Here is a 23,975-nt window from a genome sequence, read left to right as displayed (position 1 = left end):
CTATCACTTCCGCCCAGAATGAGTGTCCTTTAACTGGCGTGAAAGCAAGTCGAACAATTCCTCCGTCGTGTTCAGACTCAAACGACGTTTTTTTTTGAGCTCTGTATCCTTGGCCTTGCTCTCCTTCTTCAACTCCTTGTACTTGTCTTTCCATTTTTTACTACTCTTGTCTTTAGCCATAATTGAAGCTTCTAATTTTTTAATCTTAGCCGATGCTGCCTTTTCCTTCTCGTTCTTCTTAGCGAGTAATGCTTCCAGTCTCTTTATTTTTGCACTTTCTTTTGTCATAATATTTTACTTTACATTGTTATATTTTCTATGTAAAGGTACTAATATTCAATGACTTATGCAAATTATTAAAGTTAATATATACTATGAAATATGTTTATATAAGTTAAGAATAAATCCTTGTAAATCAAAAGCAATTATGAGTATAAAAACTGACTAAATTTTTGACAGCCTATTTTGAAAGACAATCCTGTAACGCATAGAAGAATCAGTTGCTGTGCTGACATCTTGTTTCAGAGACGCTGTCGCCGGTGGAAAGTTGTTGACAACCGATTCTTCACTTCTCTGCAAGTTATTGCTATCGTTAGGGATGATTCGTATTGCATTGTCATCCTTCTCTTGCTTTGTCTCCTTTGTGACCTTCTTTGGAGTTGACCTTTTCTTCCTTCTTCGGCTTGATTTAGGGCTCACTGGTTTCTTGGAACCATTAGCCATTTTGAATTGTGCAACCCTGTTGTCATGTATTATTGATTGTGACAACAGGTTTGCAGGGCTCATTAGAGCTGTAATTAGCATGACAATAATTATTCTATATCGCATAGCATAATATAATAACTTTTCATTTACTAATGAGAATTTTCTTTCTGCTGCTGGGCGCACAGATGTTAAACAACAATGGTGCGTGCAGTTAATTCCAATTTCTACAATAAGAGCCTGTGGATCTTTTCAAACTCCATCAAAATGTATGAAAGTCAATGGAACGATTCCACTGATCTTTCATACTGATTCTGTAAATACTAATCATCAGAATCTTATACCAGTCTTTATCCCAACATCTCCAATATCTCTGATTGATGGTTGAGAAAAAACCGTGGCACCACCGTAGGACTCAGTAGGTCCTGTGTTAGTCATCTCATCAAGACAATCTAACGACGAATCGCTAATAATGTTCATTTTATAAAATATTTTGAGTGTTAATAATTGAGACGCATTCTTCTGATTGCTTTCCAACATACAAAAGTCCGACATCTCTTAATTCTTTAATTTTGTTATTTACCGAATTTATGTCACACTCTAACTTTTTATAGAGTTCTTCTTTGGTTAAGATATTTTTGTTTGTCAATTTGAGGATCTTCCAAGCCAAATCACATTCGTTAAAATCAATCACTCTTATTGGTGCGGAATTGTAATATTCTTTGTATCTGATAACTTCATTAGGAAGCTCGATTAATTCATACGAATAATTATTCTCCGCATAATGGCTTTCAATACTAACGAAATAACCCCAAGCCGGAAGTTGAAATTTCCTTACAAACTGATAAATGCTCAAGCTGTCTTCGAATGGGAGGAAGTCATCTGGCAACATCTCCTTTACAGCATCAGAATATGACATTTCCAATTCTGATTTACTTACTTTATTGTAGTATTTAGAAGCATTATTGATTGCAAGTGAAGAAATCTCATGTCTATATTTAGTGCCTAATTGATAGAATCGCATAAAATAGAGGTTTTCTACTCCCTCTTTAATGTCTTCTAGATTCTCCTCAAGAAGTCCTCGCAAGACATTCATTCCCCCAACGTGTATATTAAATTCATGAGCCCACTTGATAAAAAATAGATTACTGGCAAAAGAATTCTTCTTGTCAATTTTATACAGCAAAGTGTCACTTGGAGACTCATACCCTATTTGGACATGAATAAAGCCTGCAACATGCATTTTCTTAATCATATCAAAATCTATACCACGTGTTATAATCTCTGCAAGCATTACTCGGAATTTAGGATACATGTTCTTGACATCAATGAGATTGTCTAAAAGTTCATTAAACTTATCTCTATCTCTTCCGATAACATCATTATCTAAGAAAGTATAATCGTATACTGAATACTTTCTTATATTTAGCAATATCTCTTCTTTAATAACTTTTGGGCTTTTACGACGATATCTATATCCTTGATTTAAGAAACAAAAATGACACCGATTCCAGTGACATCCCCTAGATCCTTCTACTGGTATCATAACATCCTGGAGCTTACCATTATAGCTTTTAAAAAAATCAGAAAAGTCATAATAAGGCAATCTGTCTAAGTCTATGTAATCCTTCTTTATTGTAGAGCTCCGGATTATTTTGTTTTCCTTACGAAGGTAACACTGAGACAGAGAACTCAAGTCTTTTTCATTAGAAAGTCTGCTAGCGATGTCAGACATTATTTTTTCTCCTTCTCCCCATGAAGCAAGGTCTATATATTTAAAATTACTGATATATGCTTTTGCTTGTTCAGGATTGCCGATGCCTCCAGCTACAATGAATATGTCTGGATGAAACTTTTTAATAATGGACCCTACAACATAAGCAGGAATCCATTGAAACAAGTTCATGGACATCCCTACGAGAAGGCTTTCTTCAACCTTAAACTCTTTGCATGCGCGAATAATCACAGATTTCAGTTCCTCAACGCACTGATAAATGTGTTTCTTAAAGTCATAATTTTTATTGGCGTATTGAGGCTTTAAGGCTCTCAAATAAAGTTCTTGCTTTATTAATGTATTGACATCATTGTGTTCTATAGCAATATAGGAGAAGAACGGTCCTAACATTGCTATCTCGTCATCTAAAGGCTTCTTTTCGTAAAAGAAATATCTTGACATAACTCTTTCCAACAGAATATTCAGATATAGAATTTGGGTATTGAAGCCGGCATCTTGTAAAAATTGTTTCAGCACTGTCATAGCTGGAGATGGTAAATATGACTTAGCAGGTGGCAACCAAAATAATGTTATTTTCCCTTTTTTCATAAATATTACTTGTAAAAGAATCTGTAATTTGCGTTAAAAACTTGTATTACACTGTGATCTTTATTTCCGGAATCTAGACGTGTCAATGGCTTTTTCCGGCGCAGTTTAATTCTTCCGTGTTTGGAGCATGGCTCCGTTAGCCGAATATGGTGCATAGACGGTACATGAAGAACGGGATGTCAGCCACTCCGTGCAGTTGAGCCTTAAAGCCTTTAATCTTGGAGTTGAATGATTCAGCCGAAGCGTTTGTATGCCGGTTTATAAAATAGTTGAGGACTTCTTCCTCCTTTGCCTTGATGCAGTCTCTGGCAGATTTGATTTCACGGATGGTACAATCGGCAACTTCCTTATACCAACTGTGCAGTTCCCCCTTAGCCTGCCCCTTTGTGATATTCTTCTGGAAGATGCTTCTTATCTTACATATTAGAGAGTAGCCCTCCCTGAGCTTCTCATAGTTGTCGAACAATATCTTTGCCCTTGTCTTCTGATTCTTGCCCCATTTCTCTCCAGACTTGTATAGTATGGTTCTTGCCCTTGTCAACAGCTCGACCCTCGTGTCGCCGTTGGAGAATGTCTGCGGTTTGAACTTCCGTTTGCGGATGCGCTTCCTTCCGCGCTTCTTGCCCTTGACGTTCTTGCTTGCCTTGTGGCTGGCATACCACTCCCTGTTGTACTTACGCTTCCTTGCCTTCTCGTCCTCACGCTGGTTGTGCTCTGCGGCCTCCTTCTTGGTCTTGGTTACGGCAAGGCGCTTGAACCTGAGCCGCATCTCGTCGAGTGCCTCACAAAGGCGTTGTACGATATGGAAACAGTCAATGACTATTGTGGCATTGGGGAAGCAGGTCTTTACGATACTGTACATTGAATCGCTGAAGTCCATCGTAACCTCCCTGACCTTCTCACGCTCCTCCTTGGGGATTTTTAGCAGGATTGCGCTGACCGTCTCAGCCTTCGTACCCTTTACCGAGGCTATAAGCGTCTTCTTCATGCCGTGGCCAGCCTTGCTGGTCAGGAACACATAGACCTCGCCGCAAATCTGAGTCTCGTCAATACTGCAATACTCGCTCAGATTCCCCGCCAGCAGCATCCAGTCAACGGCATGGTCTTTCTGCTCCCAGTCATTAAAACCGCTCAGGCTTTCCTTGTAGTACCTCCCAAGCGTACTTGGCTTTAGGTGGTAGTACTTCCCTACGGAACTGAACGTAACGGGATTGTTATCGAGGATCGTCTTTTAAAAAAACACCGAACTCTACAGAGAGTTCCGTGCCGTCCGACTTCAACGGATAATGGTTAAGGATTATACTCCTACCGTCAGCATCCTTGTAACGCCTGCGGCGGACATGGAGTATCACCTTGCGGTCGCGAATCGGATAATCCTTGATTGTTGTAGGCTCGGTAAAGCCGTTTGGAACAAGGCCAAGTGTCTCTCCCTCACGGTTGTCACGCTCATCTAGATATATGTGAAGTATGGTGCTGAAGAATCCGTCAAACTTCTTAGTACCGTCATTGGTTTCTTCTTCTATTCTCACTATATCAAACCAGTCCAACATACCATTGGGAAGGAAAAAACTGGCAAAAAACTCATACTTATTTGGAACTTCTTTATGCTTCATGATGCAAAGGTACAAAACTAATAGAGAAAATGTACCGTCTATGCACCATATTCTGGCTGGCGGAGCCATGCTCCAAACACGGAAGAATTAAACTGCGCCCTTTTTCCTTTTTTGCCTTATACCCACCGAGTTTTACAGTCAGGGATATACCGAACTGACGGTAGCAATTGAAGTTCATTCGAAGCCATTGACTCTTATAATCAATACGTGGATTGACGGTGGAAGTTTCAAAGATATCATTGCAGAACACATGGAGAATTGTCTGCTTCTTCCAGAACTGCCAGCTCAATCCCAAATCAAGAGTGCCTGAACCCGGTAGGTCGTAGATTGCCTGATGGTCCTTGCTGCGTATCATGCCATCAATCGTCATGGTCAGGCCATGCTTAGAGCTAATAGTAACAATATTGCTCATCTGGACCATTCCCATGATTATTGAACGGTTGAATGGTATGATATAGTAATCATCACACTTTTCGTGCATCCATACACCTGTGAGAGAAAGGCGGGCGTCGAGCAAAGATCCAAATTTGTGAGGCAAAACAGCCTGAATACCTGCCTGCTGTTGATAATTCAAATTCAGGACCTTGTAAGTCTTTACGAGTCTGTCGGGGCGAATGTATGGTGTCTGTGCGAAATAGTCGTCCACATGATTAAAGAAAGCCAAGAATTGATATTTGTTATTCAGAACCCATACTAGATTTGCAGAATATTCCTTGGCTGGTTTTAGGTAAGGATTACCTGTTATTTCATCGTATCCGCCATTGCTATATACTGTAAAGTTGTTCATAGCCCAATATTCAGGATACTTTCGGTCTGAAGTTAGACTAAGCACCCATACGTTTGTGGAATTTGGTACGTAAGTTAGGTTGAATGTTGGGTATAGATTCCACTTATGCCATTGTGGGGAATTATAGTATTCGGTAGCCAGTGAAGCATCAAGTATGAATCTGTTGTTCCAATTCTTACTAAATCCCGCATATACATTAACCACATTCTCGGTCTGACGTAGATAAATGGCGCTGTCTTGCCCTTCGTAATATTGTAGACTGTGGTTGACTGATTGTCTGTACCATATTCCATAGTTTAAACTCCAGTTGCTTTTCAACTGATGTTCTTGTGACAAATAGTAATGCCAAGTGTTCACTCGCTGATCATTATCAACTATAAAGTTGAGACTTCCATTCGGATTCGTACTGCTGAGATTCTGATTTTCAGGGTCATGGTAGTATGTAGTTTCTATTCCAACTTTAAGACCAAAAGGTGCCTGATAATCAAGACGGGCATTTTGAAGCCATGTCCGGTGGTTGGTGAAAGTACAGCCAAAAACGCTGCCAGTATACAATTGATTGATGTCTCTGTGGTTATAGCTGCCTTGATAAGAGAAAGATATATTGTGATTGTCTGCAAAATAGGCTGTCAAAAATTTAAGCCGTTTTTCGTTTCTTACTTTTGAGGTCCAACATTCTCCTTACTTGCCAATTGTCAAGCAGAGTCATTTCTTTCCAATCCTTTATATCAGCCATTCTCACGCATTCCATTTTCTCCTTGAAGTCAATCTTTCTTCTCTTTTTGCTGTCCGTAACTTTTCCGTACAGAGGCAAGGCCAGAACTATGGGCGTTATCCCACAGTGTTTGTTTTTCGGCTGTATGCTTTTATAAACGCCGAAAGTTGATTCTATGATATCCGACGTGATGTTGTGGCATTCGTCCTTTGATTTAAGAAGGGCGCACTCTTCATTTATGTAACGCCTTATGGCACGACCGACTCTTTTGCATCCTTCTGCTATTTCGTCCTTCCGCAACAGATTGATCCAGATGTAATCCTTGCAGTACTTTGCAGAGGTATGCGAAAGACCTTCTTTCTTTACTTTCGTGAATACAACGTCAACTGTTTCCATTACATGGTAGAGCTCTGTAACTAGCTCCTTATAGTCAAGCACAAACGTATAGGCAGCCTTCTGGCTTTCGCCAAGATCGTCATAGACTTGGAGTATGGCCCAAGCCCATTCCACCCACTTTGACATATTCATGAACCTCGATATGGTCCGTAACTTTGGCGGGAGCAGATATGCGTTAGCGGTAAGCTGATATGACAATCTCTTCTTGTTCATTATATCCATAAATTCCTTGAAATCAGTTCTTTCCTTGTATTCGTCCTCAAGAATAAGACCAATCGTGTGACTGATGTCTCGATGGCGCGGGACATCAGCTAACTCTGCTCCCTTCCTGAGATTATGCCCGTTGTCGCTGACAATATATTTTGGAGTCTTTCCGATTTTGTCCTTCAGTTTTATTATCTCCCTTTCTACGTCTCCGGCTTTCCATGATGACGATACAGCCATTGCCAGCACCTCGACATCCCCATGCTTCAATGTCTTGCCCTCGTGCTGTGCTGGAGCTGCGAGAATAACCAGCAACTTCTGACTTCCGACGGTGATACTCTCGTCTATAATGATAGAGTATTCCTTCCCTCTGAACTTATTACATGAGTCAAGATACTCTACGATACCAGCCTTGAGCAGCCAATTCTCAATTGTCTGGTGTGATGGTATTACACCGAGGGCACCGCCGAGAAAGTCATTGAATAACTCCAATCCGTTGACGATTGAACGAAATCCGCATCCCATGCGGATGTACATGCACACGGCCAAAGCTATCACTTCCGCCCAGAATGAGTGTCCTTTAACTGGCGTGAAAGCAAGTCGAACAATTCCTCCGTCGTGTTCAGACTCAAACGACGTTTTTTTTTGAGCTCTGTATCCTTGGCCTTGCTCTCCTTCTTCAACTCCTTGTACTTGTCTTTCCATTTTTTACTACTCTTGTCTTTAGCCATAATTGAAGCTTCTAATTTTTTAATCTTAGCCGATGCTGCCTTTTCCTTCTCGTTCTTCTTAGCGAGTAATGCTTCCAGTCTCTTTATTTTTGCACTTTCTTTTGTCATAATATTTTACTTTACATTGTTATATTTTCTATGTAAAGGTACTAATATTCAATGACTTATGCAAATTATTAAAGTTAATATATACTATGAAATATGTTTATATAAGTTAAGAATAAATCCTTGTAAATCAAAAGCAATTATGAGTATAAAAACTGACTAAATTTTTGACAGCCTATCTGCAAAATCATATTCTGCACCGACATGGTAGTCGTGACCAAACATCTTTACAGAGCGTTTTTCTTCATTGTTTATATCGTAAACATTGCCATCGTCGAGCTTATGATGAGTTTCTTGCTCAGTAACTTGATACTCCTTGCCATGACTGTGAAGAAACATGGCATCAAGGGAAAATTTGCCTTTATTATAAAGTATAGATGCACGCTCACCAAACTTGGCATTATGTTGTTGATTATAAGCAACAACTCCCTCACCTTCAAGAGGAGCGCCATTAGAGGTTTCTTTCCTCAGTCGAATATTTATCAAGGCTTCACGTACATGTGCCTTGGCTGGTGCAGAATACATTACATCGGCTTTATCTATTCGGCTTGCCGGCAAACTCTTCAAAAACTGGGTCATTTGCTCAGATGTAAGAGACAGAACTTTTCCATTCAGCGAGATAGTGACGTTACGATTAGCAAGCATGAAGTTTTCTCCGGCCTCTGTTACACCGGGCAATTCCTTAATGGCATCGTAAATGTTGGTTACACCTTTCTTCTCAATCATGCGATTTAAATCGTACGTTATAGCACTACCATGAACAACTGCAATCGGACGCTCACCCTTGACAAGTATCTCTGGCAAATTGTGAGCAATACTGTCAAACGTAATAGAATCGTTCTTGCTTTGAGCCAAACACTTCTTATGACATAAGAGCAAGAAGAAACAAACAATGTATAATGTACGATTGGTCATAATTATTTCTCATTATTATTGCTATATTCCAGAATGTCGCCAGGCTCACAATTAAGAGCACGGCATATTGCGTCAAGAGTAGAAAAACGTATTGCCTTAGCTTTTCCAGTCTTCAATATCGAAAGATTGGCCGTAGTAATACCTACGAGCTTAGAAAGCTCATTCAATGACATTTTCCGTTTTGCCATCATCACGTCCAAATTAACAATAATCATGTGGCGTACTTATATTGTTAGTTCATTTTCTTCAGATACACTTACCGCAACATCGTACAGCAATGTAATCACAAGAAAAATTAAAGGAGAAACTATCAGATTGCTCCCGAAATGTATTTCCCTGTCCCCAAAGAGAATAGAGAGATTGGAGGAGAATAACTCAAAAAAGAAACTGACAAATGTTATATTCCATAAAAGTTTTGCGCTCTTACGCGTAAATAACTTCCTGAATTTTATTCCTCTTAAACAAAAAACTATAAGCCTGGAAACTATAGCAATCATCAAAAGTGATGATAAAAGATAACCGGACATTTCTATATATTGAATCGCAAGCACTCTTCCTTCTTCGGACCAGGACACCTGATGAATCTGTGAGTCTGCTCCGATATTTATATCAATGACTCCTGTCCACCTTAAGAACTGGAGAACTAAGAGAAAAAGCCATCCTGTCAGTACTAAAAGCACTACATAGCATGCTTTAGTCATCATTTTATTTCTATCAAATTTCATCATTTCAGCAAGCTATTAATAATTAATTCGCAGCAAAACTAATTATAATTATCTTAATAAACGAATATTATTTATCGAATAACGATAAACTTAACACGAATTAACAATAAGACTTTCTGTGTGCCCCAATTCATACGGCCACAGTATGAGCGATGGTCTTATTGCTATGATTGCAAATACACATTTACCTGGTCCTCTTCATTTAAAAGCAAGCAGTACAAATAGTCAATTCCGATAAAGGTGCCACTATTGATAATCCGGGAGTTGTGACCGAGATCATCAAACGGCATTGTAAGAATCCGGATAGAATCTATGTCACTTCCATGATGCAAAGGTGGTGATTTTATGGCATGACGAAGAGGATTACACAATTCGTTACTGAGCCAATAAAACAGATTGCCGTTTCCTCGTGATTGAAACTTATAACAAGCCTGGAGTTCTTTCTTTTTACGGGCATATCTGAATATAAAAAATGGTCTGCCAAGATAAGGTTTGTTCCTGACAACAGTAAGAACAAGGTTGATATGGCAGACAGCGTGCTTGATGAGGTTACGTCCCGGAAAGACATCTCTGAGCATTCGACTATGAAAGCAGAGGAGCTGAAAAGCCGTGAAGTGGAAGAGCTGTGGACGCTTGAAAAGAAGGAGCGTGCGCAGGCCGACGCCGATGAGCAGTTGGCTAAGATTGCCAAGGGTGTGAAGTGTGAAGAGAGACCGGCTGCTCAATGATGTGAAGGCACACCGGTCCAATGCAGAGCTGGCAAAGAGAGTGAGGGAGGAGAAGGAGAAAGAATCGGAAGACATCTGGGGTTTCCATCGTGCTCCTTCACGTGCAGGCAGGCTGACTAAGCGTGAGATTGCGCTAAGGGACGCACTGAATGATGCCGTCAGAGAGACAGGCATTGAGGTGATTGAAGATACGGAGGAAGGACAACGCGTGCTGGATATGGCGAATGATGTCCAACTGAGCAAAAACAAAAAAAGAGCACTTGAAACTGCACTACTTTGGGATAAATCCCATTTCAAAGGCACAATCGTCTCAAGCGCTGACGGTGCAAAGATACTAAATGGTCTTGACAATCTTGTCAACAAATGCGAAAATTCTACAACACAGCCCAAAACTTTCATTGGTGATGTGGTTGACGCACTTGGCATACCACGAGAGAAGTTCAAGGACAAGAGCAGCCGCTATGCTACTTTCGAGACCAAGAATGGCAAGATTGTAACCATCCGTATCAGCGACCACAACGCCACTGCTTCAAATCTTGATGTGAACGGTCAGGAGGATGCCATCAGCATTGTGGTGACTAATAAGCCTAATGCAGGTATTACCAACGACGGCGATGCTCATATCGTGGAGTATTACTACAGACAATCAGACTTTCAGAGCAGGGACGTATGTGGCTGACCAAAAGGATTTAGGTGTAAGACATGCCAATATTGCTTATGACAACAACCACATTAAGCAGACTGAGCATTCTAATGCCGAACGATTAATAAAGAGGTTCCCGACGTTGGAGTCTTTCTTGAATGACCCGAAGACGAAGGAGACCATGGCAAAGAATGGTAAGACGGAAACTGAAGCAAGAGCATACTATGGGAGCCTGAAGGAACTTGCTGAGCCGACGCGCGTTACCTAAACCGTGGATATTCCAGATGATAATGGCAAGAATTACCTTGACTGGGAAGGCAAGCCGAGTGATGATTTAAAGCAAGCGGCTTATGATAAAATAATATGCTGAATGCCAAAAGAGAACATAAAAAGCACTAACCACATAGGTTGTGGAACTATTTGCAAAATAGTTCAAATTCTTCCGCTATCTTTTATGCTGTCTGGTAAACGAAGGAATCAATATATGGAAAAAAAACGAATCCCGCTGGATTCTTCCCCAATGTACGATCTTTTGTGTCACTGCTTTGTTCACAGCTGGCCATGCGATGTCGGCGGCTTTATTGTGCCGCCGACATCGCATGGCTCCTCACACATTAATTATATAAGAGGTATGCCGGCTTCGGCGCACTCCTTGCGCATTTCCTCCGGCCATATACTTGCCTGAATCTCACCAATATGGGCCTTATGGAGCATGACCATGCACAGACGGCTCTGGCCTATGCCACCGCCGATACTCAGGGGCAGCTTGCCGTCGAGGAGCTGACGGTGGAAGTAGAGCTTCTCGCGGTCCTCGGCACCTTCAATCTTCAGCTGTCGCAAGAGGCTCTCCTTGTCGACACGAATTCCCATGGAACTCAGCTCGAAACTGCGACCTAACACTGGATACCAGATGAGAATATCGCCGTTGAGGCCGGCTTTGCCGTTCTCGGCCACCGTCGACCAGTCGTCGTAGTCGGGCGAACGGCCGTCGTGTTTCTTGCCGTCGCTGAGCTTACCGCCTATTCCTTCAACGAAGACGGCACCATATTTCTTGCATATAGCGTCCTCGCGCTCCTTAGGTGTCTTGTCGGGATACATGTCGAGAAGGTCCTGACTGTGAACGAAATGGATGTCGGCGGGAAGGAACGGCTTCAGCTCGGGATAGCTCTCGCAGGCGAGAAATTCGGTGCGGAGAATGGCCTGGTAGATGCGTCGGACAACGCCCTCGAGGAAACTCAGCGTGCGGTCGCCACGGGTGATGACGGCCTCCCAGTCCCATTGGTCCACGTAGAGCGAATGGAGGTTGTCGAGTTCCTCGTCGGCACGAATGGCATTCATATCGGTATAGATGCCGTAGCCTGGCTTAATCTCATACTCGGCGAGGGTCATACGCTTCCACTTGGCAAGCGAATGGACGATTTCGGCGTTGGCTCCGTTCATGTCCTTGATCTTGAACGATACGGGCTTTTCGACACCATTGAGATTGTCGTTGATGCCCAGACCGCTAAGAACGAAGAGAGGGGCTGTGACGCGGCTCAGACGGAGCTCTGTGGCAAGATTCTCCTGGAAGAAGTCCTTAATGCGTTTGATACCTAATTCTGTCTGGTGCTTGTCAAGCAGTGGTTTGTATCCTGCTGGTTTAATAAGTTTGCTCATTTATGTTGTACGTTATTTGATTTGCGATAAAACGTTGCAAAGATAATGATAAAAAATGAAAATGAAAGGTATTTTGCAAAAATTTTATTCAAAATGATAGAAATTATTTCCGTTGTCGTCGTTTTTGACGGTGGAGAAGGTTACAGAATCGGCGGATAATTGTCTGTTGTGAGAAATAAAAATCGCAATTTATTTGGATTTCGCTAATTTTTTTGTACCTTTGCACATCGGTTATATTTGGTTGGTCGGTTGCAGACTGACGTTTTCACGGCTCCGTAGCTCAGTTGAATAGAGCATCAGATTCCGGTTCTGAGTGTCGCGGGTTTGAGTCCCGCCGGAGTCACAGCACGGAAAAAACAATCTCCGAAGCAATATTGAACTCCGGAGATTGTTGACCCGAAAATCAGATGATTTGATCTTATTTGGTTTAAAGCACGGTAATTGGGTGTTTGAATAATCGTCGGGCTACAGTTCGTCGAGGTCCTCGCTTGTGGTTTCCATGATGGCTGCAGCCAAGCTGTCGGCGCATTGTACGATGCTGCAAAGAGGATACTCCATTCGTGCCGTGTCGTAGCAGCGCTCGTCCTCGTACGAGTTGAGGTTCAGGCCGAAGGCTCCCATGTGCCAGCGGATGGCAAGCATCTCGTCGTCCTGGAGCGCAAGACCGGAGAGAAGGAGCTGGATGACAGACTTCTCGCCGTGTCCCATGGGGAATTTCTTGTAGCTGATGCCGTAGCCTTCGCTGTCTTCCCACATGCCGGTAACTTTGTTTTTCCGCTTTTTCACGGTGCGGTGGTAGATGTCGGTCTTGCAAACATCGTGAAGAAGGGATGCAATAATAACGCTTTCGCGCTTTACCTTGCCGGTGGAAGCGGGGTCGAGCTTCTCCATACCCTCGTAAATCATCAGGGCTGCGTGGCATACGTTCAGACTGTGCTGGCATAATCCGCCGGCAACATTAAGGTGATGGCCGGCTGAGGCCGGTGCCTCGAAGAAACCGTCGTGTTCCAAGTCGCCGATGACATAGTCGATGCCTTCGCGCTTTGTGGACCGAAGGAGGTCCTCGAATTCTTGTTTGTTCTTTTCTTTATCCATAGTTGTTATTGCTGTTCGTGGTGTGTTGGAATCGTAATTTAGTTGAATCCCCATGCCCGGAGGACATTCTCAAGGGGCAGACTTTCAACGTGATTCTCGATGGCATCGGGCAGATTGCAGAAAAAGTCGATGCCTGTGAACTTCTCGAGGGTGTCGATATTTACAACGTATTTGGCAAGATTGCTGTCGGAGCTGACCTTGTGCTCTATCTTGAATCCCATGGCTTTATAGCCTGTGGAGTTCTTCATCAGCAGTGCCATGAAATAGTATTCGGGGATAATCATGCCGTGGACTTTGTCGCTTTTAATTTGACTTGGATCGTCAATCGTTCCGCCTTTTACAACATAGAGGGTGTCGCGCGAGCCGATGTGGATCTGACTGCGCACCCATTTCTCCATATTGGCCCAGACACCTGCGTTGAATCCTTTGACCTGTGGCATCATATTGGTGAGGTAGAAGGTCTGATAGTTGGAGGTGAATGAGTTCAGGCGGTCGGCCGACGGACACAGATGACCGTGATCGTAGTTCGACCTGTAGAAGGGATCGTTGCTGACTGTCCATGCCGTGGAGCAGTGCAGGTCGGGGTCGGTGGGATATTGCGGGTCGTTGCCGTCGGGATAGTAGCGGCTTGTGTGGGTCTCACGGTTCGATGAGTACATCTCGTAAGCCGACCAACGGGCCGACCGCCGAACGGAATCCCACTCAACGGAGTAGTTGACCTCCCCTTTGTCGTAGTGGGTCACAACAAGGCTCTGTCCTCCTTTAAGCCTTGGGAACTCCAGTCGGTGAACGACGGGGTTCGGATTGGAGAGGTTTGAGTTGGTGTTGGTCTCTGCCGATGACGACGGACCGTTGTCGGAACCGGAGCATGCCGCAAGGCTAACGGCCGCAAATACTGCCAAAGAGAGACGGAGAAAAAGAGAATGAGATAGTGATACGAACTTGTTCATAGGACGATAAAGCTAAAAGAATGGTACCCCGGCAGTGGCCTTTGGCGGCAGGAGCGGACTGGTCAGAAATGGGATCTGGTGGCATTGCTCTGTGTGGGCAGCAGCCTTTGAAGGTCGGAGCAGACGGGGTGTACGTGTGTCAGTAAAACAAAAATGCGGGCAAGCGCATATGCAACTACGCTTGACCGCATTAATTGAAAATTAATATCTTCTAAATGGATAAGGTCTTTGTAACCCTTCCACGGGGAAGAGATTACTTCTTCAGCTTACCGTAACGGCTCATGAAGCGGTCGACGCGACCTGCTGTGTCGACAAGCTTGCTCTTACCGGTATAGAACGGGTGAGAGGTGCTTGAGATTTCGACCTTCACTACTGGGTAAGTCTCTCCTTCAAATTCTACAGTGTCTGTAGTCTTTGCTGTAGACTTTGTAAGGAACATATCGCCGTTGGACATATCCTTGAATACGACGGGACGATAGTTTTCTGGATGAATACCTTTTTTCATTTTGTTTTCTTGTTTATCGTTTAACGGGATGCAAAGGTACGAAGATTTTTGTTGTCAGCCAAATTTTTGACTTTTTTTATTTCACGACAACATCTTTGACCTCCCATGTCGGAGCTGCATCGGCAGTGCTGGTGTACTGGAAAGCGATGTAGACGGTCTTCTGTCCGGCAAACGCGCTCAGATCGCAGGTGCCCTCAACGAATGCCCAGTTCTCGTTGCCAGTAGGATAACCGTTAATGGTTACTTCCTTCCAGTTAACCCCATCAGTTGATGCGAGTACCTTAATTTCCTTGGCTATGTCGCCTTCGTTCTTTCCGAAGAACTTACCGGTGTGCTGGAATGTCAGTGTGGCCTTGGTGAGACCCTCAAGGGTGAAGGCAGGCGAGATGAGCAGACTCTGGCATGGGATATTTCCCTTGTTTTTAATATATGCCGAAGCTCTCATAAAACCGTTCATGTCGTCGTGCTTCCATACGTAGGTTGCTCCTTCGCCAAGGGTGACGTCCTTTATGGTGAAGTTGTCGAGGCCATCCTTGAATGTTGCGCTCAGGCCGGTGGCGGCAGTTGCACCTCCGTTGTTGAGACTTACGATTTGGCTGCCCTGCGTCATCTCTATTGTGTTGCCCATGAAGTTGACGAGGTCGCCCTTGACAACCACCTTGTCACCAACCTTTATCTGGTCGGCAGAGGTGAATTTCGCACCATTGAGATAATATCCGCGGTAGATTTCGAACTGGTTGCTCTTCGTTCCGTCGTCGGAGATGTAGTAAGTAGCGTTGCCGAAAGAGGTGTTTACCTCACCGACCTCAGAGATTATACCTGCTACATAGGCACCTGCAATCTTGCCGTTCTCGTCGAGCGCCGATGCTGCTTTGGCTGCAGCAGCCACATTGAACGGGTCGGCCTCGGTGCCTGTACCCTTAGGCTCTGCTGCCGGAGTGACAGGAGTGCCCTGCTTGCCGTTGAGACTGTAGAGGTAGTTACCGGATGTCATCTCGGCCGTTCCATTGTAAGATGTGAGCGCACCATAGACGACCACCTCGTCGCCAATCTTCAGATCGTCCTCTGATGTGAACTTAGCCTGGTTGAGACCCTTTCCGCGGTAGATCTCGAGCTGGTTGCTCGACGACTCCGTGTCGTTAATATAATATGTGTAGTTGCCGAAACTGGAGTTGAACTCGCTCAGACCGACGATGCGGCCTTTCACGTAAACCGGTTCTGTAGTGTACGTTCCGGCTTTGATAATCTCCATTGCCTTTGCAACGTTGTAAGGATCGTCGGCTGTTCCTGAGCCCGACGGCACAACAGTTTTCGTTGTGTCGGTGTTAGCTGTTGGTTGGTCGTAGGGCATTGGAACGTCCTCGCAACCGGTGAAAGCGAAGGCCATCGTTGCCAGCGCAATCAGTGAAAGAAATACCTTTTTCATATCTTAGTTATATTTTTTCAAGTTTTCTGTTCTTCGGTTTTATCTTAGATAAGATCCCCTTTTTGCTTTATTTGATTGTAACACTGCGGATTTCCCATGTCGGAGCGGTCGATTCGGTGCTGACATACTGGAAGGCCAAGTGTATTTTCTTGCCGGCAAACTTCGACAGTGATGTTGTTCCGTCGACCATATTCCACTTCGTTTCGGCTGTCGGAACATTGTCGAGGCTCAGCTCTGTCCACTTTGCCGTCGACGGAGCTCCAGTCTTGTAGTCGGTGCTGACGAGTATTTTGCAGTTTTCACCGAACGTAGAACCGATGAAGTTGGCTGCCTGCGAGATGGCAAGTGTGGCGTTCGAAGCCGCCGTGAGGTCGATTTCTGGTGATACGAGCCAGCTCTCGGCAGCGTGGTTGGCACCGCCGACGTAGGCCGATGCCTTTGCGCCGTAAGCCGAACCGCCCCAGACGTATTTTAGACCCTCTGGCAGAGTGACGTCGACGGCTGCCCATTCGCCTGTTCCTGTGGCGAATCCTTCCTCGTAGATTGCCGTTGCCGCTTTCTTGACATCATCGAGAGTACGGATGATAAGCTCCCAGGAGTTGTTGTACCGCTTCATTATTCCGGTCACGTCGACCTTATATTTCGGCACGACAGCGTTGGCAAAATCGGCGTAATTGCTGTTGTAGACCTGCACAGTGCGTCCGAGCTCCTTGAAATACCAGCTCTTCGATCCTGCTCCACCGTTGGCATCGGCATAAGTGGAGTCGATGGAAAGGTCGTGATTGAAGGTAACTTCATGCAGCACAGCGAGCTTTCCGCCGTCTTTGGCAAGATCCCACTTTGTAGCGTCGAATTCCTCCGGCTCTACAGCGTTGCCCGACGACAGAATCTTATAGTGCTGGTCGAAGGTGGCGCGGCTCATTCGTCCGACGTATGTGCCACCGTTGGCGTTCGTTGTCGGCACTCCTATCTCGGCCTGCAAGCCGTAGTTGCCCACGTAGAGGCCTTTGAGGTCGACGAGGACCTCAGTGCCCACGGGCAGGAACGAGTAGAGGCCGCCCTGTGCAACAGAAAGGAGTATGGCACCCGTAGAGTCCTGTATGGCAAGTTCGTTATAAATATTTCCCTGCTCATCGCTGCTTGTCACCACGCCCTTTATCTTCAGGTCGCCGGTCACTTGCTCGTAAGCCTTTCCGTCGCGGTAGTCGGTGTTAATGGCCGACTGATACTTATCCTTTAATGCCGCAATGGAAATGACATTGTCGTCGGTGAGGGCGTTGTTGCCAAAAGGAGTCTCATCGTATCGTGCCCCTGCGTAATCATCGCCCATGCACGATGCGAAGAGAACGCCCGCAAGTGCTAAAGCTATGTATGATAATTTCTTTTTCATTGTCATTTTTTATTGTATTGTCGTGTTGTCACTACCGTTTAGTGGCGCTACCGACTAAAATTTGTATGCTACGTTGAGCATTCCGTTGATGCCGTTGACGTAGTATTTCTTTACGTTGCGTGAGAACTTGTATGCGCGGTCCGAGCGTGTACCGTCGTTCTTGAGTGTATAATCGGAACGGCTCTGCTCATATCCACCGCTGACAATCTTCTGATTGTTGAGAATATTTGTTACCATCAGGTTGATGGACAGGCTTCCATGCTTCAGATAGATGCTCTTTCCGATTGATCCGTCGAGCATGAATCCGCCTTTACCCTTGGCCTGTGCCGGAACGACGTAGTTGCCGTCGTTGTCGACATCGCCCGCGTTGACGAGCGTCTGACCATAACGGCGTGAGGGAGCATAGGAGAGATAGATGCGGTCGTAGTAGTTGCCGTTGAGGTCGATGAACCATCCGCCCTTGTGGAAACTGAGAATAGCGCTGTATGCCGACAGCGGAGTTCCGCTCTCCCGCATATCCTTGTTGTAGACGATGTCGTCGGTATATGTGGCCTGAGTGGAGTTGAGATAGCGCACGTGAGCGTTATTGATATTCTTGGCATCGCTCCATGTGCCGATGGTCTTGAAGTTGAGGAAACTTGTAAGCTTAAAGTCAAGACCGAATTCCACACCATAATAATTCTTCTTCATGTCCGTCATAGAGACGTACGAGAACGAGTTGATATCGTCGAAATAGTAGTTCTGCCATTCGGTGACATTCGACAGATGACTGTAGTAGGCGCTGATGTTCGCATGGAGCCAGTGGTTGATGTACTGATAGTTGAACTCCGAGCTGAAAACATCCTCGTTTTTCAGGTTGTCGACGAAGTCGTTGTTCATCTCCGGCGATACGAATGCTGTCGTTGCCTGAGGCGCGCGCTTCTCATATCCTATTCCCAACGACACGGTGTTTCCTGCACCGAGGTCGAGATTACCGTTGAATTTTCCACCTCCCGAGATGAATTCCGCCGTACCACTCTTTCCGAACGAATTGTTGGCGAACATACCGTTCCGCATGTTCCCGTGGCGGTTCATGCCGTCATATCCTATCTTTGCTGCAACGGTGTAGTGGAGAATGCCGACAGTCTGGTCGAAGGAACTCCACAGCTTGCCCTGACGCACCTTGAGGTCGTAGTCGTAGCCGAAGCGGTCGCCCTCGTAGACGAGCTTTCCGAGACCCTGTGTGCCCATAGTGTTGAGGTCGTACTGCACCCTGGGGTCGTCGGTAGCGTATGTGCCGATGGCGTAAGTATTGATATTATGGAAACTCTTTGCTCCGAGCAGGTCGTCCATAGTCTTGTAGTGATGGCCAATATTCTGGCCGAGGATGATACCCGCGTTGAGCTGCTTATCCTTGCCGATGCGCTTGTTGAGCGTCGAGGCCATGTTCACCATCATATTGTTGTTGTGCTTGGCCTCGAGGTAGTAGAGGGCGTCGTTGCCGTTCTTGGCAGCCTCACGGTTAGCATAGTACAGACGGTCCCAGTTGATTTGGCGGTTGGCTTTCGTCTGCCACCAGTCGACGGCTGTCTGCCAGTCGGCGAGGGCCTGTGATGTGCGGTAGCGGCTGTCGGTAGCGTCCCACACGTCATAATAGCTCGACGGCAGATTCTTCCAGTAGTCGGGCTGCGGGTTGTCGGTGTTGTTGTAGTTCAGACGGGTACTCTTGTAGATGGAATACTTTGCGAACAGCGATGTGGTCAGCTTTGTATTGTCGTTGATATTCCAGTCCCATGTGAGTATTGCCGACGGTGCGAAGTCGTTGACTACGCGGCTGTTACGCTTGTGACCATTCTGGTAGCCCCAGTAGGGGTTGTACTGATAGTCGTTGGCGAGCCAGTAAGCCTCGTCGGTGCTTGCTCCCTGCGATGCCCTCTCGGTGGGGTTGCCCCATGTCGAGAAGCTCAGAGAGTGTCCGTTCTTCCATTTCTTCTGTACGCCGAAGAAGTAAGAGAGTGCGTTGTAGAACGTACCCTCGACATATCCGCGGTTAGCCCACCGGTATGTGAGGTTGGCAGCGAAGGCCCATCCGCGGCTGTTGAATCCCGAGCCGTAGGTGTACATTCCTCGAAGAGTATAGTTCCGGTTGGCAGCCGAGAGCGTTATGCGGTTGCCGGCGGCCATTGACCCTGCGCGGAAGTCGTAGTTGTTGCTTCCTGCCATTGCAGCCACACCGAAGTTGTTATCCTCGAAAGGCAGCGCGAAGTCGACATTCTTCGTTTGCTGGTTGAGACCGCCGACGAGCGAGTAGCGGAACTGTCCGCTCTCCATGTCGTTCATAGGAGCACCGTTGATGTAGATATCGTTGTATTTCTGGTTGAAAGCACGATACCTGAATCGCAACGGCGAGAAAAGATAACCTACCTCAGAGGCGTAGACGTTGCTGTTAGAGTTGAGGATCGTGATGTTGTCGCTCATGTCCTCGTCCTCTCCGAGCTGGGCCTCAGTGAATGTGAAAGCCTGCTCGTCAAGAGCATTGGCCGTTTGCTCCTGCTGGCTGGCACCGTTCTTTGGCTCCTGGGCCATGGCGGTCGACGCGCAGCAAAGGGCTATCACAGCTATTTTCAGCTTTTTCTGCATAAAGTGATTAAATTAATTGTGTATTTATAATGTGCAAAGTAACAAAATAAATTTTAAAAAGAAAAGGTTTTATCCATTAAAATTCAGTTACTGGTGCAAATAAATGAAATAAACATACAATTATTTGAAATTATTTCACGATATTTGCAGCGTGAAAGCATCAGCCCCCGAAAAACGGCCTTCAAACGGCTCGAAAAGAGGTTGGATGCGGGTAGCTAAGAAAACAAAATTTAAATATAGAAATGAGACGAATTTTATTAGTTTTATTGGGTGTGACACTCTTTAGTCTCGCATCCTCCGCACAGCAGAAACTCCAGGGCTATGCCGTTGGTTTCTACAATCTTGAGAACCTCTTCGACTATACCCATGATGAGGGTAAGAAAGACTATGATTTCCTTCCCGACGGCTCCTACCACTGGAACGAGATGAAGTACACTCATAAGCTCCACAACATGGCCCGTGTACTGTCGGAGATGGGCACCGACAAGATTCCCGACGGCTGTGCGTTCATCGGCGTGTCGGAGGTGGAGAACGACCACGTCCTCCGCGACCTTGTGGCTCAGCCCGCCCTTGCCGCCCGCAACTTCAAGTTCTGCCATATCGAAGGTCCCGACCGCCGCGGCATCGACTGCGCACTGCTCTACAATCCCAAGTACTTCAAGGTCAATGATGTGCGGCTCGTGCCCTACGTCCCCGACCTGCCCAAGGACAGCACCTTCAAGACCCGTGGCTTCCTCACCGTCAGCGGCGAGCTGGCCGGTGAGCCCGTGGCCGTGGTGGTGTGCCACTGGCCGAGCCGTTTCAGTGGTTCGTTCTATCGTGAGACTGCTGGTCGTGAGGTCCGTGCCGTCAAGGACTCTCTGCTGCGTGCCAATCCCGAGAGGAAAGTGTTTGTCATGGGCGATATGAACGACGACCCTACCAACAGCAGCATGTATGAGAAGCTTGGGGCAAAGGAGAACATCGACGAGGTGAAGGCCGACGAGATGTTCAACCCCTGGTATAATACCCTCGTGAAGGGCCATACGGGCACACTGAGGTACAACGGCAACTGGAATCTCTTCGACCAGATTGTCATGACGCCAAACCTACTCAACCAGAAGGGTAGGAGAGACTTCTCAACTCTGAAGTACATCTCGCACCAGATATTCCGTCGCGACTACCTCTTCCAGGACAGCGGCAAATATAAGGGCAACACCAAGCGCACCACTGCCGGTGGCGTATGGCTCGACGGCTACAGCGACCACCTGCCCGTAGTTGTCTATTTGGCCAAGGCTGTCGCCGGAAAATAACGCTTGCTTCACAACCCAATGCATCCGTTGCAGCAATCGGACAGCCGGTCCGGCAGTTGCAACGGAACGAGTTTTCCGCACCGGAAAAACCCTTTCCGGAACGGAAACAATAGGGGCGAATAATCGAAAAAATATTTACAGCGAATCAATACATGCCATTTCGGCTTGCAAAACGGTCCATTTCAGCTTGCGAAATGGACCGTTTTGCGTTGTGAAATGGGCCGTTTCGCAACGCCAAATGGGCCGAATTTGTAAGTCGTTGACATTCAGTGAGTAAGCGAGACGGTTCGACGAAAATTTTGTTTTGAATTATATTTACAGATGATGCGAAACATTTTCGCCCTCTGAATCTGCCAAAGACGTCATTCGCCGAGTACCTCCTCGAACATCTTTGAGTAGTATTCGGCCTTCTTCTCGACCTTCATGGGATAGGCACGACTGCTGCTCGGCTCACGGTATAGACGGAGCGTGCGTCCCTCGAAATCGAAGTTGACGAACGATCCCATCTTCATCTTCTTGGCATCGCGGATGCCGTAGTGCGATGTGAAGATGGTTGTGGCGAGCTGTCCGGCGCACAGTACGGCCCGACACTGCGATAGGTAGTGGAGCAGACCGTCGATGTCGGCCTGCTCGATGACCTCCAAGTCCTTGTCGGAGGCGGTGCCCTTAGTCCTGCGAATCTTCACGCAGGTGTCGAAGATGGCAATGCCCTTCTCGGCGAGGAAATCCTTCAGCTCGTCGAGGCGCCACGTCTTCTCGCCCGGTTTCACGAAGTGCTCCTTGTCGCCGAAGAAGCACAGTCCGATAATCCTCCACATATCGTTCATGAAGTTGGGGTAGTACCACTCCATGCACCACCGTTTTGGGGCCGGAGGAAAAGTGCCCAAGAGAATCAGTTTGGCATTCTTGGGCAGGAAAGGCTCAAAGGGATGAGTCTCTATATCCATTTCTTGTTTTAGTCTTTTTATGTGTTCTCGACTGCAGGATGGCTGACGCGTGGCATTAGTCTGATTGTCAGGTGTTTGCCTGTGCACTATTCTATGCTGTCAGTCCTTCTTTATCAGTCCCTCGATGTACTTGCAGAGAATTGAAATTCCGCGTTCGTTCTCGCCTCCCTGCGGGATTATGATGTCGGCATGTCGCTTGGTGGGCTCGATGAACTGCTCGTGCATCGGCTTGAGAACCTTCAGGTATCTGTCGACAACCATCGACACCGTGCGCCCGCGGTCGATGGTATCGCGCTGGATATTGCGTATGAGCCTCTCGTCGGGATCGCAGTCGACGAACACCTTCAGGTCCATCATGTCGCGCAGCTTGCGGTTGATGAGCGTCATGATTCCCTCGATTATTATCACCGGCTTGGGCTCCACATGTATGGTTTCGGGCAGGCGGTTGCTGATGAGGTAGCTGTAGGTGGGCTGCTCGACGGCACGGCCGTGCCTCAGCTCGTTGACCTGCTCGATGAGCAACTTCCAGTCGAAGGCGTCGGGATGGTCGAAGTTGATGGCCTTGCGCTCCTCGTCGGTGAGGCCGGTGGTGTCGTTATAGTATGAGTCAAGCGGGACAACGGCCACGTAGTTGGGCGGAAGGGCCTCTACAATTTTCTTTACTACTGTCGTCTTGCCCGACCCTGTTCCTCCTGCAATGCCAATGATGGTTATATGATGGTCTTTCATATTCGTTAGTTTGTAGTTTTCGTGTGAATTATGTTGTCAGATTTTCTCTCCCGTCTGATGACTGTTGCTGTCGTCGACGACCTCAGCGTCGGTGATGTCCTCAGGGTTCTGCATGCGGGCGCGGGCCTCGGCGGCAGCCTGGGCGTTGGCACTGTTCTTCTCGAAGGCCTTCCGCATACTGTAAATCTTCCACGCGTCGAGACCTTCCACGGCCCCGTAGAATATCATGCACCAGCCTATGAGTTTCATAACCAGGTCGATAGTCTCACCGGGACGGACGAGGATGAAGCCTCCGATGCCGAAGGTGACGAGCGGAAAAATCCAGAAGAGCACCGGCACGGAAGCGAATTTCGTTGCGCGGGCCAGCGATACGAGCTGGTTGATGGCACCGAGAACGAGGATGAGAGCCAGAACCACGACGATGCCTTTGACGAAACTGCCGGGAAGAAAGATGAGGATGCCACCGAGAATCATGCTTCCCACACCGACGATGGGGAAGGCGGGCGCGGGCCGCTGGATGCGGTAGCCGTCGCTGTCGGTAATCGATTCCGAGGCGCTAAGGCGCTTCTTCGTCGACAGGTAGATGATGAACGAAATAAGTCCGGTGGCGAAGAAGATTCCTCCAATGACTATCGTAAGCCATTGTATGGTCAGACTTCCGTACTGGAGGAGCAACATGCCGACAACGATTGAGCATAAGGCTCTAAAAACTGCACTCTGAAAAATTTTCATGACACATGTATTTTCGGCAAAGTTAGGATTTTCTTCCGACGTTTACA

At 46.5% G+C, this 23,975-nt stretch carries 24 protein-coding genes and 1 tRNA gene; 5 read left to right on the top strand and 20 right to left on the bottom strand.

What is annotated here, in order from left to right; translation table 11 throughout:
- Positions 1–3: 3 nt before the first annotated feature.
- The 10 genes from LDN30_RS08745 to LDN30_RS08700 all read right to left on the bottom strand — a co-directional run bounded on the left by LDN30_RS08745 (position 4) and on the right by LDN30_RS08700 (position 9,219).
- A complete protein-coding gene (locus LDN30_RS08745; RefSeq protein WP_223925384.1) occupies positions 4–288 on the bottom strand; it encodes a hypothetical protein in 285 nt (94 codons plus the stop codon).
- A gap of 895 nt (positions 289–1,183) precedes the next feature.
- Positions 1,184–3,025 (bottom strand): B12-binding domain-containing radical SAM protein, encoded by a 1,842-nt coding sequence (locus LDN30_RS08740; protein WP_223929270.1) that lies wholly within the window; start codon positions 3,023–3,025, stop codon positions 1,184–1,186.
- A 136-nt stretch (positions 3,026–3,161) separates the two neighbouring features.
- A complete protein-coding gene (locus LDN30_RS08735) occupies positions 3,162–4,112 on the bottom strand; it encodes a transposase (RefSeq protein WP_223925535.1) in 951 nt (316 codons plus the stop codon).
- Positions 4,113–4,239: 127 nt separating this feature from the next.
- Complete coding sequence (locus LDN30_RS08730) at positions 4,240–4,638, bottom strand: ISAon1 family transposase N-terminal region protein (protein WP_223925533.1); 399 nt, start codon at positions 4,636–4,638, stop codon at positions 4,240–4,242.
- Positions 4,628–6,058, bottom strand: coding sequence for an outer membrane beta-barrel protein (locus LDN30_RS08725; protein WP_223929269.1), 1,431 nt, complete (start codon positions 6,056–6,058; stop codon positions 4,628–4,630). Before LDN30_RS08725 ends, LDN30_RS08730 begins: the two co-directional genes overlap by 11 nt.
- A gap of 4 nt (positions 6,059–6,062) precedes the next feature.
- Entirely contained in the window at positions 6,063–7,265 is a 1,203-nt protein-coding gene (locus LDN30_RS08720) for a hypothetical protein (protein ID WP_223927116.1), read from the bottom strand.
- A 29-nt stretch (positions 7,266–7,294) separates the two neighbouring features.
- Entirely contained in the window at positions 7,295–7,579 is a 285-nt protein-coding gene (locus LDN30_RS08715) for a hypothetical protein (protein ID WP_223925384.1), read from the bottom strand.
- 156 nt (positions 7,580–7,735) lie between these two features.
- Positions 7,736–8,491, bottom strand: a complete 756-nt coding sequence (locus LDN30_RS08710; protein ID WP_223929268.1) for a TonB-dependent receptor — start codon at positions 8,489–8,491, stop codon at positions 7,736–7,738.
- Positions 8,492–8,493: 2 nt separating this feature from the next.
- On the bottom strand, positions 8,494–8,706 hold the full coding sequence (locus tag LDN30_RS08705; protein ID WP_223929267.1) for a helix-turn-helix domain-containing protein: 213 nt from the start codon (positions 8,704–8,706) through the stop codon (positions 8,494–8,496).
- A gap of 9 nt (positions 8,707–8,715) precedes the next feature.
- Complete coding sequence (locus LDN30_RS08700; RefSeq protein ID WP_223929266.1) at positions 8,716–9,219, bottom strand: hypothetical protein; 504 nt, start codon at positions 9,217–9,219, stop codon at positions 8,716–8,718.
- Between the two features lie 521 nt (positions 9,220–9,740).
- Between LDN30_RS08700 and LDN30_RS08695 the strand changes: the two genes are divergently transcribed.
- From LDN30_RS08695 to LDN30_RS08685, 3 genes are read left to right on the top strand one after another with little or no spacing between them, the layout of a single operon-like run.
- Positions 9,741–9,944, top strand: coding sequence for a hypothetical protein (locus LDN30_RS08695; RefSeq protein WP_223929265.1), 204 nt, complete (start codon positions 9,741–9,743; stop codon positions 9,942–9,944).
- Entirely contained in the window at positions 9,919–10,623 is a 705-nt protein-coding gene (locus LDN30_RS08690; protein WP_223929264.1) for a hypothetical protein, read from the top strand. The genes LDN30_RS08695 and LDN30_RS08690 overlap by 26 nt, the downstream gene beginning before the upstream one ends.
- A complete protein-coding gene (locus tag LDN30_RS08685; RefSeq protein ID WP_223929263.1) occupies positions 10,616–10,855 on the top strand; it encodes a hypothetical protein in 240 nt (79 codons plus the stop codon). Before LDN30_RS08690 ends, LDN30_RS08685 begins: the two co-directional genes overlap by 8 nt.
- 350 nt (positions 10,856–11,205) lie before the next feature.
- Here the strand turns inward: LDN30_RS08685 and asnA are convergent, their stop codons facing one another.
- Positions 11,206–12,243: an aspartate--ammonia ligase gene (gene asnA / locus LDN30_RS08680; protein WP_223929262.1), complete on the bottom strand. Its 1,038-nt coding sequence runs from the start codon at positions 12,241–12,243 to the stop codon at positions 11,206–11,208.
- Between the two features lie 269 nt (positions 12,244–12,512).
- Here asnA and LDN30_RS08675 point away from each other — a divergent pair.
- A tRNA-Arg gene (locus tag LDN30_RS08675) sits at positions 12,513–12,586 on the top strand.
- Between the two features lie 122 nt (positions 12,587–12,708).
- On the opposite strand, the gene LDN30_RS08670 is transcribed toward LDN30_RS08675, so the two are convergent.
- The 6 genes from LDN30_RS08670 to LDN30_RS08645 form a co-directional block, all read right to left on the bottom strand.
- Positions 12,709–13,338 carry an HD domain-containing protein gene (locus LDN30_RS08670; protein ID WP_223929261.1) on the bottom strand — a complete coding sequence of 210 codons (630 nt, stop codon included), beginning with the start codon at positions 13,336–13,338 and terminating at the stop codon, positions 12,709–12,711.
- 38 nt (positions 13,339–13,376) lie between these two features.
- Positions 13,377–14,288, bottom strand: coding sequence for a DNA/RNA non-specific endonuclease (locus tag LDN30_RS08665; protein ID WP_223929260.1), 912 nt, complete (start codon positions 14,286–14,288; stop codon positions 13,377–13,379).
- 253 nt (positions 14,289–14,541) lie between these two features.
- The gene (locus LDN30_RS08660; RefSeq protein ID WP_223926297.1) at positions 14,542–14,793 is read right to left on the bottom strand and encodes a type B 50S ribosomal protein L31; all 252 of its coding nucleotides are present in this window, start codon (positions 14,791–14,793) and stop codon (positions 14,542–14,544) included.
- Between the two features lie 76 nt (positions 14,794–14,869).
- Positions 14,870–16,219 (bottom strand): choice-of-anchor J domain-containing protein, encoded by a 1,350-nt coding sequence (locus LDN30_RS08655; protein WP_223929259.1) that lies wholly within the window; start codon positions 16,217–16,219, stop codon positions 14,870–14,872.
- A 67-nt stretch (positions 16,220–16,286) separates the two neighbouring features.
- Entirely contained in the window at positions 16,287–17,609 is a 1,323-nt protein-coding gene (locus LDN30_RS08650) for a DUF5689 domain-containing protein (protein WP_223929258.1), read from the bottom strand.
- A gap of 54 nt (positions 17,610–17,663) precedes the next feature.
- Positions 17,664–20,228: a TonB-dependent receptor gene (locus LDN30_RS08645; protein ID WP_223929257.1), complete on the bottom strand. Its 2,565-nt coding sequence runs from the start codon at positions 20,226–20,228 to the stop codon at positions 17,664–17,666.
- Between the two features lie 242 nt (positions 20,229–20,470).
- Between LDN30_RS08645 and LDN30_RS08640 the strand changes: the two genes are divergently transcribed.
- Entirely contained in the window at positions 20,471–21,520 is a 1,050-nt protein-coding gene (locus LDN30_RS08640; protein WP_223926293.1) for an endonuclease/exonuclease/phosphatase family protein, read from the top strand.
- Between the two features lie 362 nt (positions 21,521–21,882).
- Here the strand turns inward: LDN30_RS08640 and LDN30_RS08635 are convergent, their stop codons facing one another.
- The 3 genes from LDN30_RS08635 to LDN30_RS08625 all read right to left on the bottom strand — a co-directional run bounded on the left by LDN30_RS08635 (position 21,883) and on the right by LDN30_RS08625 (position 23,928).
- Entirely contained in the window at positions 21,883–22,467 is a 585-nt protein-coding gene (locus tag LDN30_RS08635; RefSeq protein WP_223929256.1) for a uracil-DNA glycosylase family protein, read from the bottom strand.
- Between the two features lie 99 nt (positions 22,468–22,566).
- Entirely contained in the window at positions 22,567–23,196 is a 630-nt protein-coding gene (udk, locus tag LDN30_RS08630) for a uridine kinase (protein WP_223926291.1), read from the bottom strand.
- A 36-nt stretch (positions 23,197–23,232) separates the two neighbouring features.
- Complete coding sequence (locus LDN30_RS08625; protein ID WP_223929255.1) at positions 23,233–23,928, bottom strand: DUF308 domain-containing protein; 696 nt, start codon at positions 23,926–23,928, stop codon at positions 23,233–23,235.
- Between the last annotated feature and the right edge of the window lie 47 nt (positions 23,929–23,975).

This window comes from Prevotella lacticifex (genome assembly GCF_019973375.1).
GTDB classification, from domain to species: domain Bacteria; phylum Bacteroidota; class Bacteroidia; order Bacteroidales; family Bacteroidaceae; genus Prevotella; species Prevotella lacticifex.
This window is presented reverse-complemented; position numbering and strand designations above follow the sequence as displayed.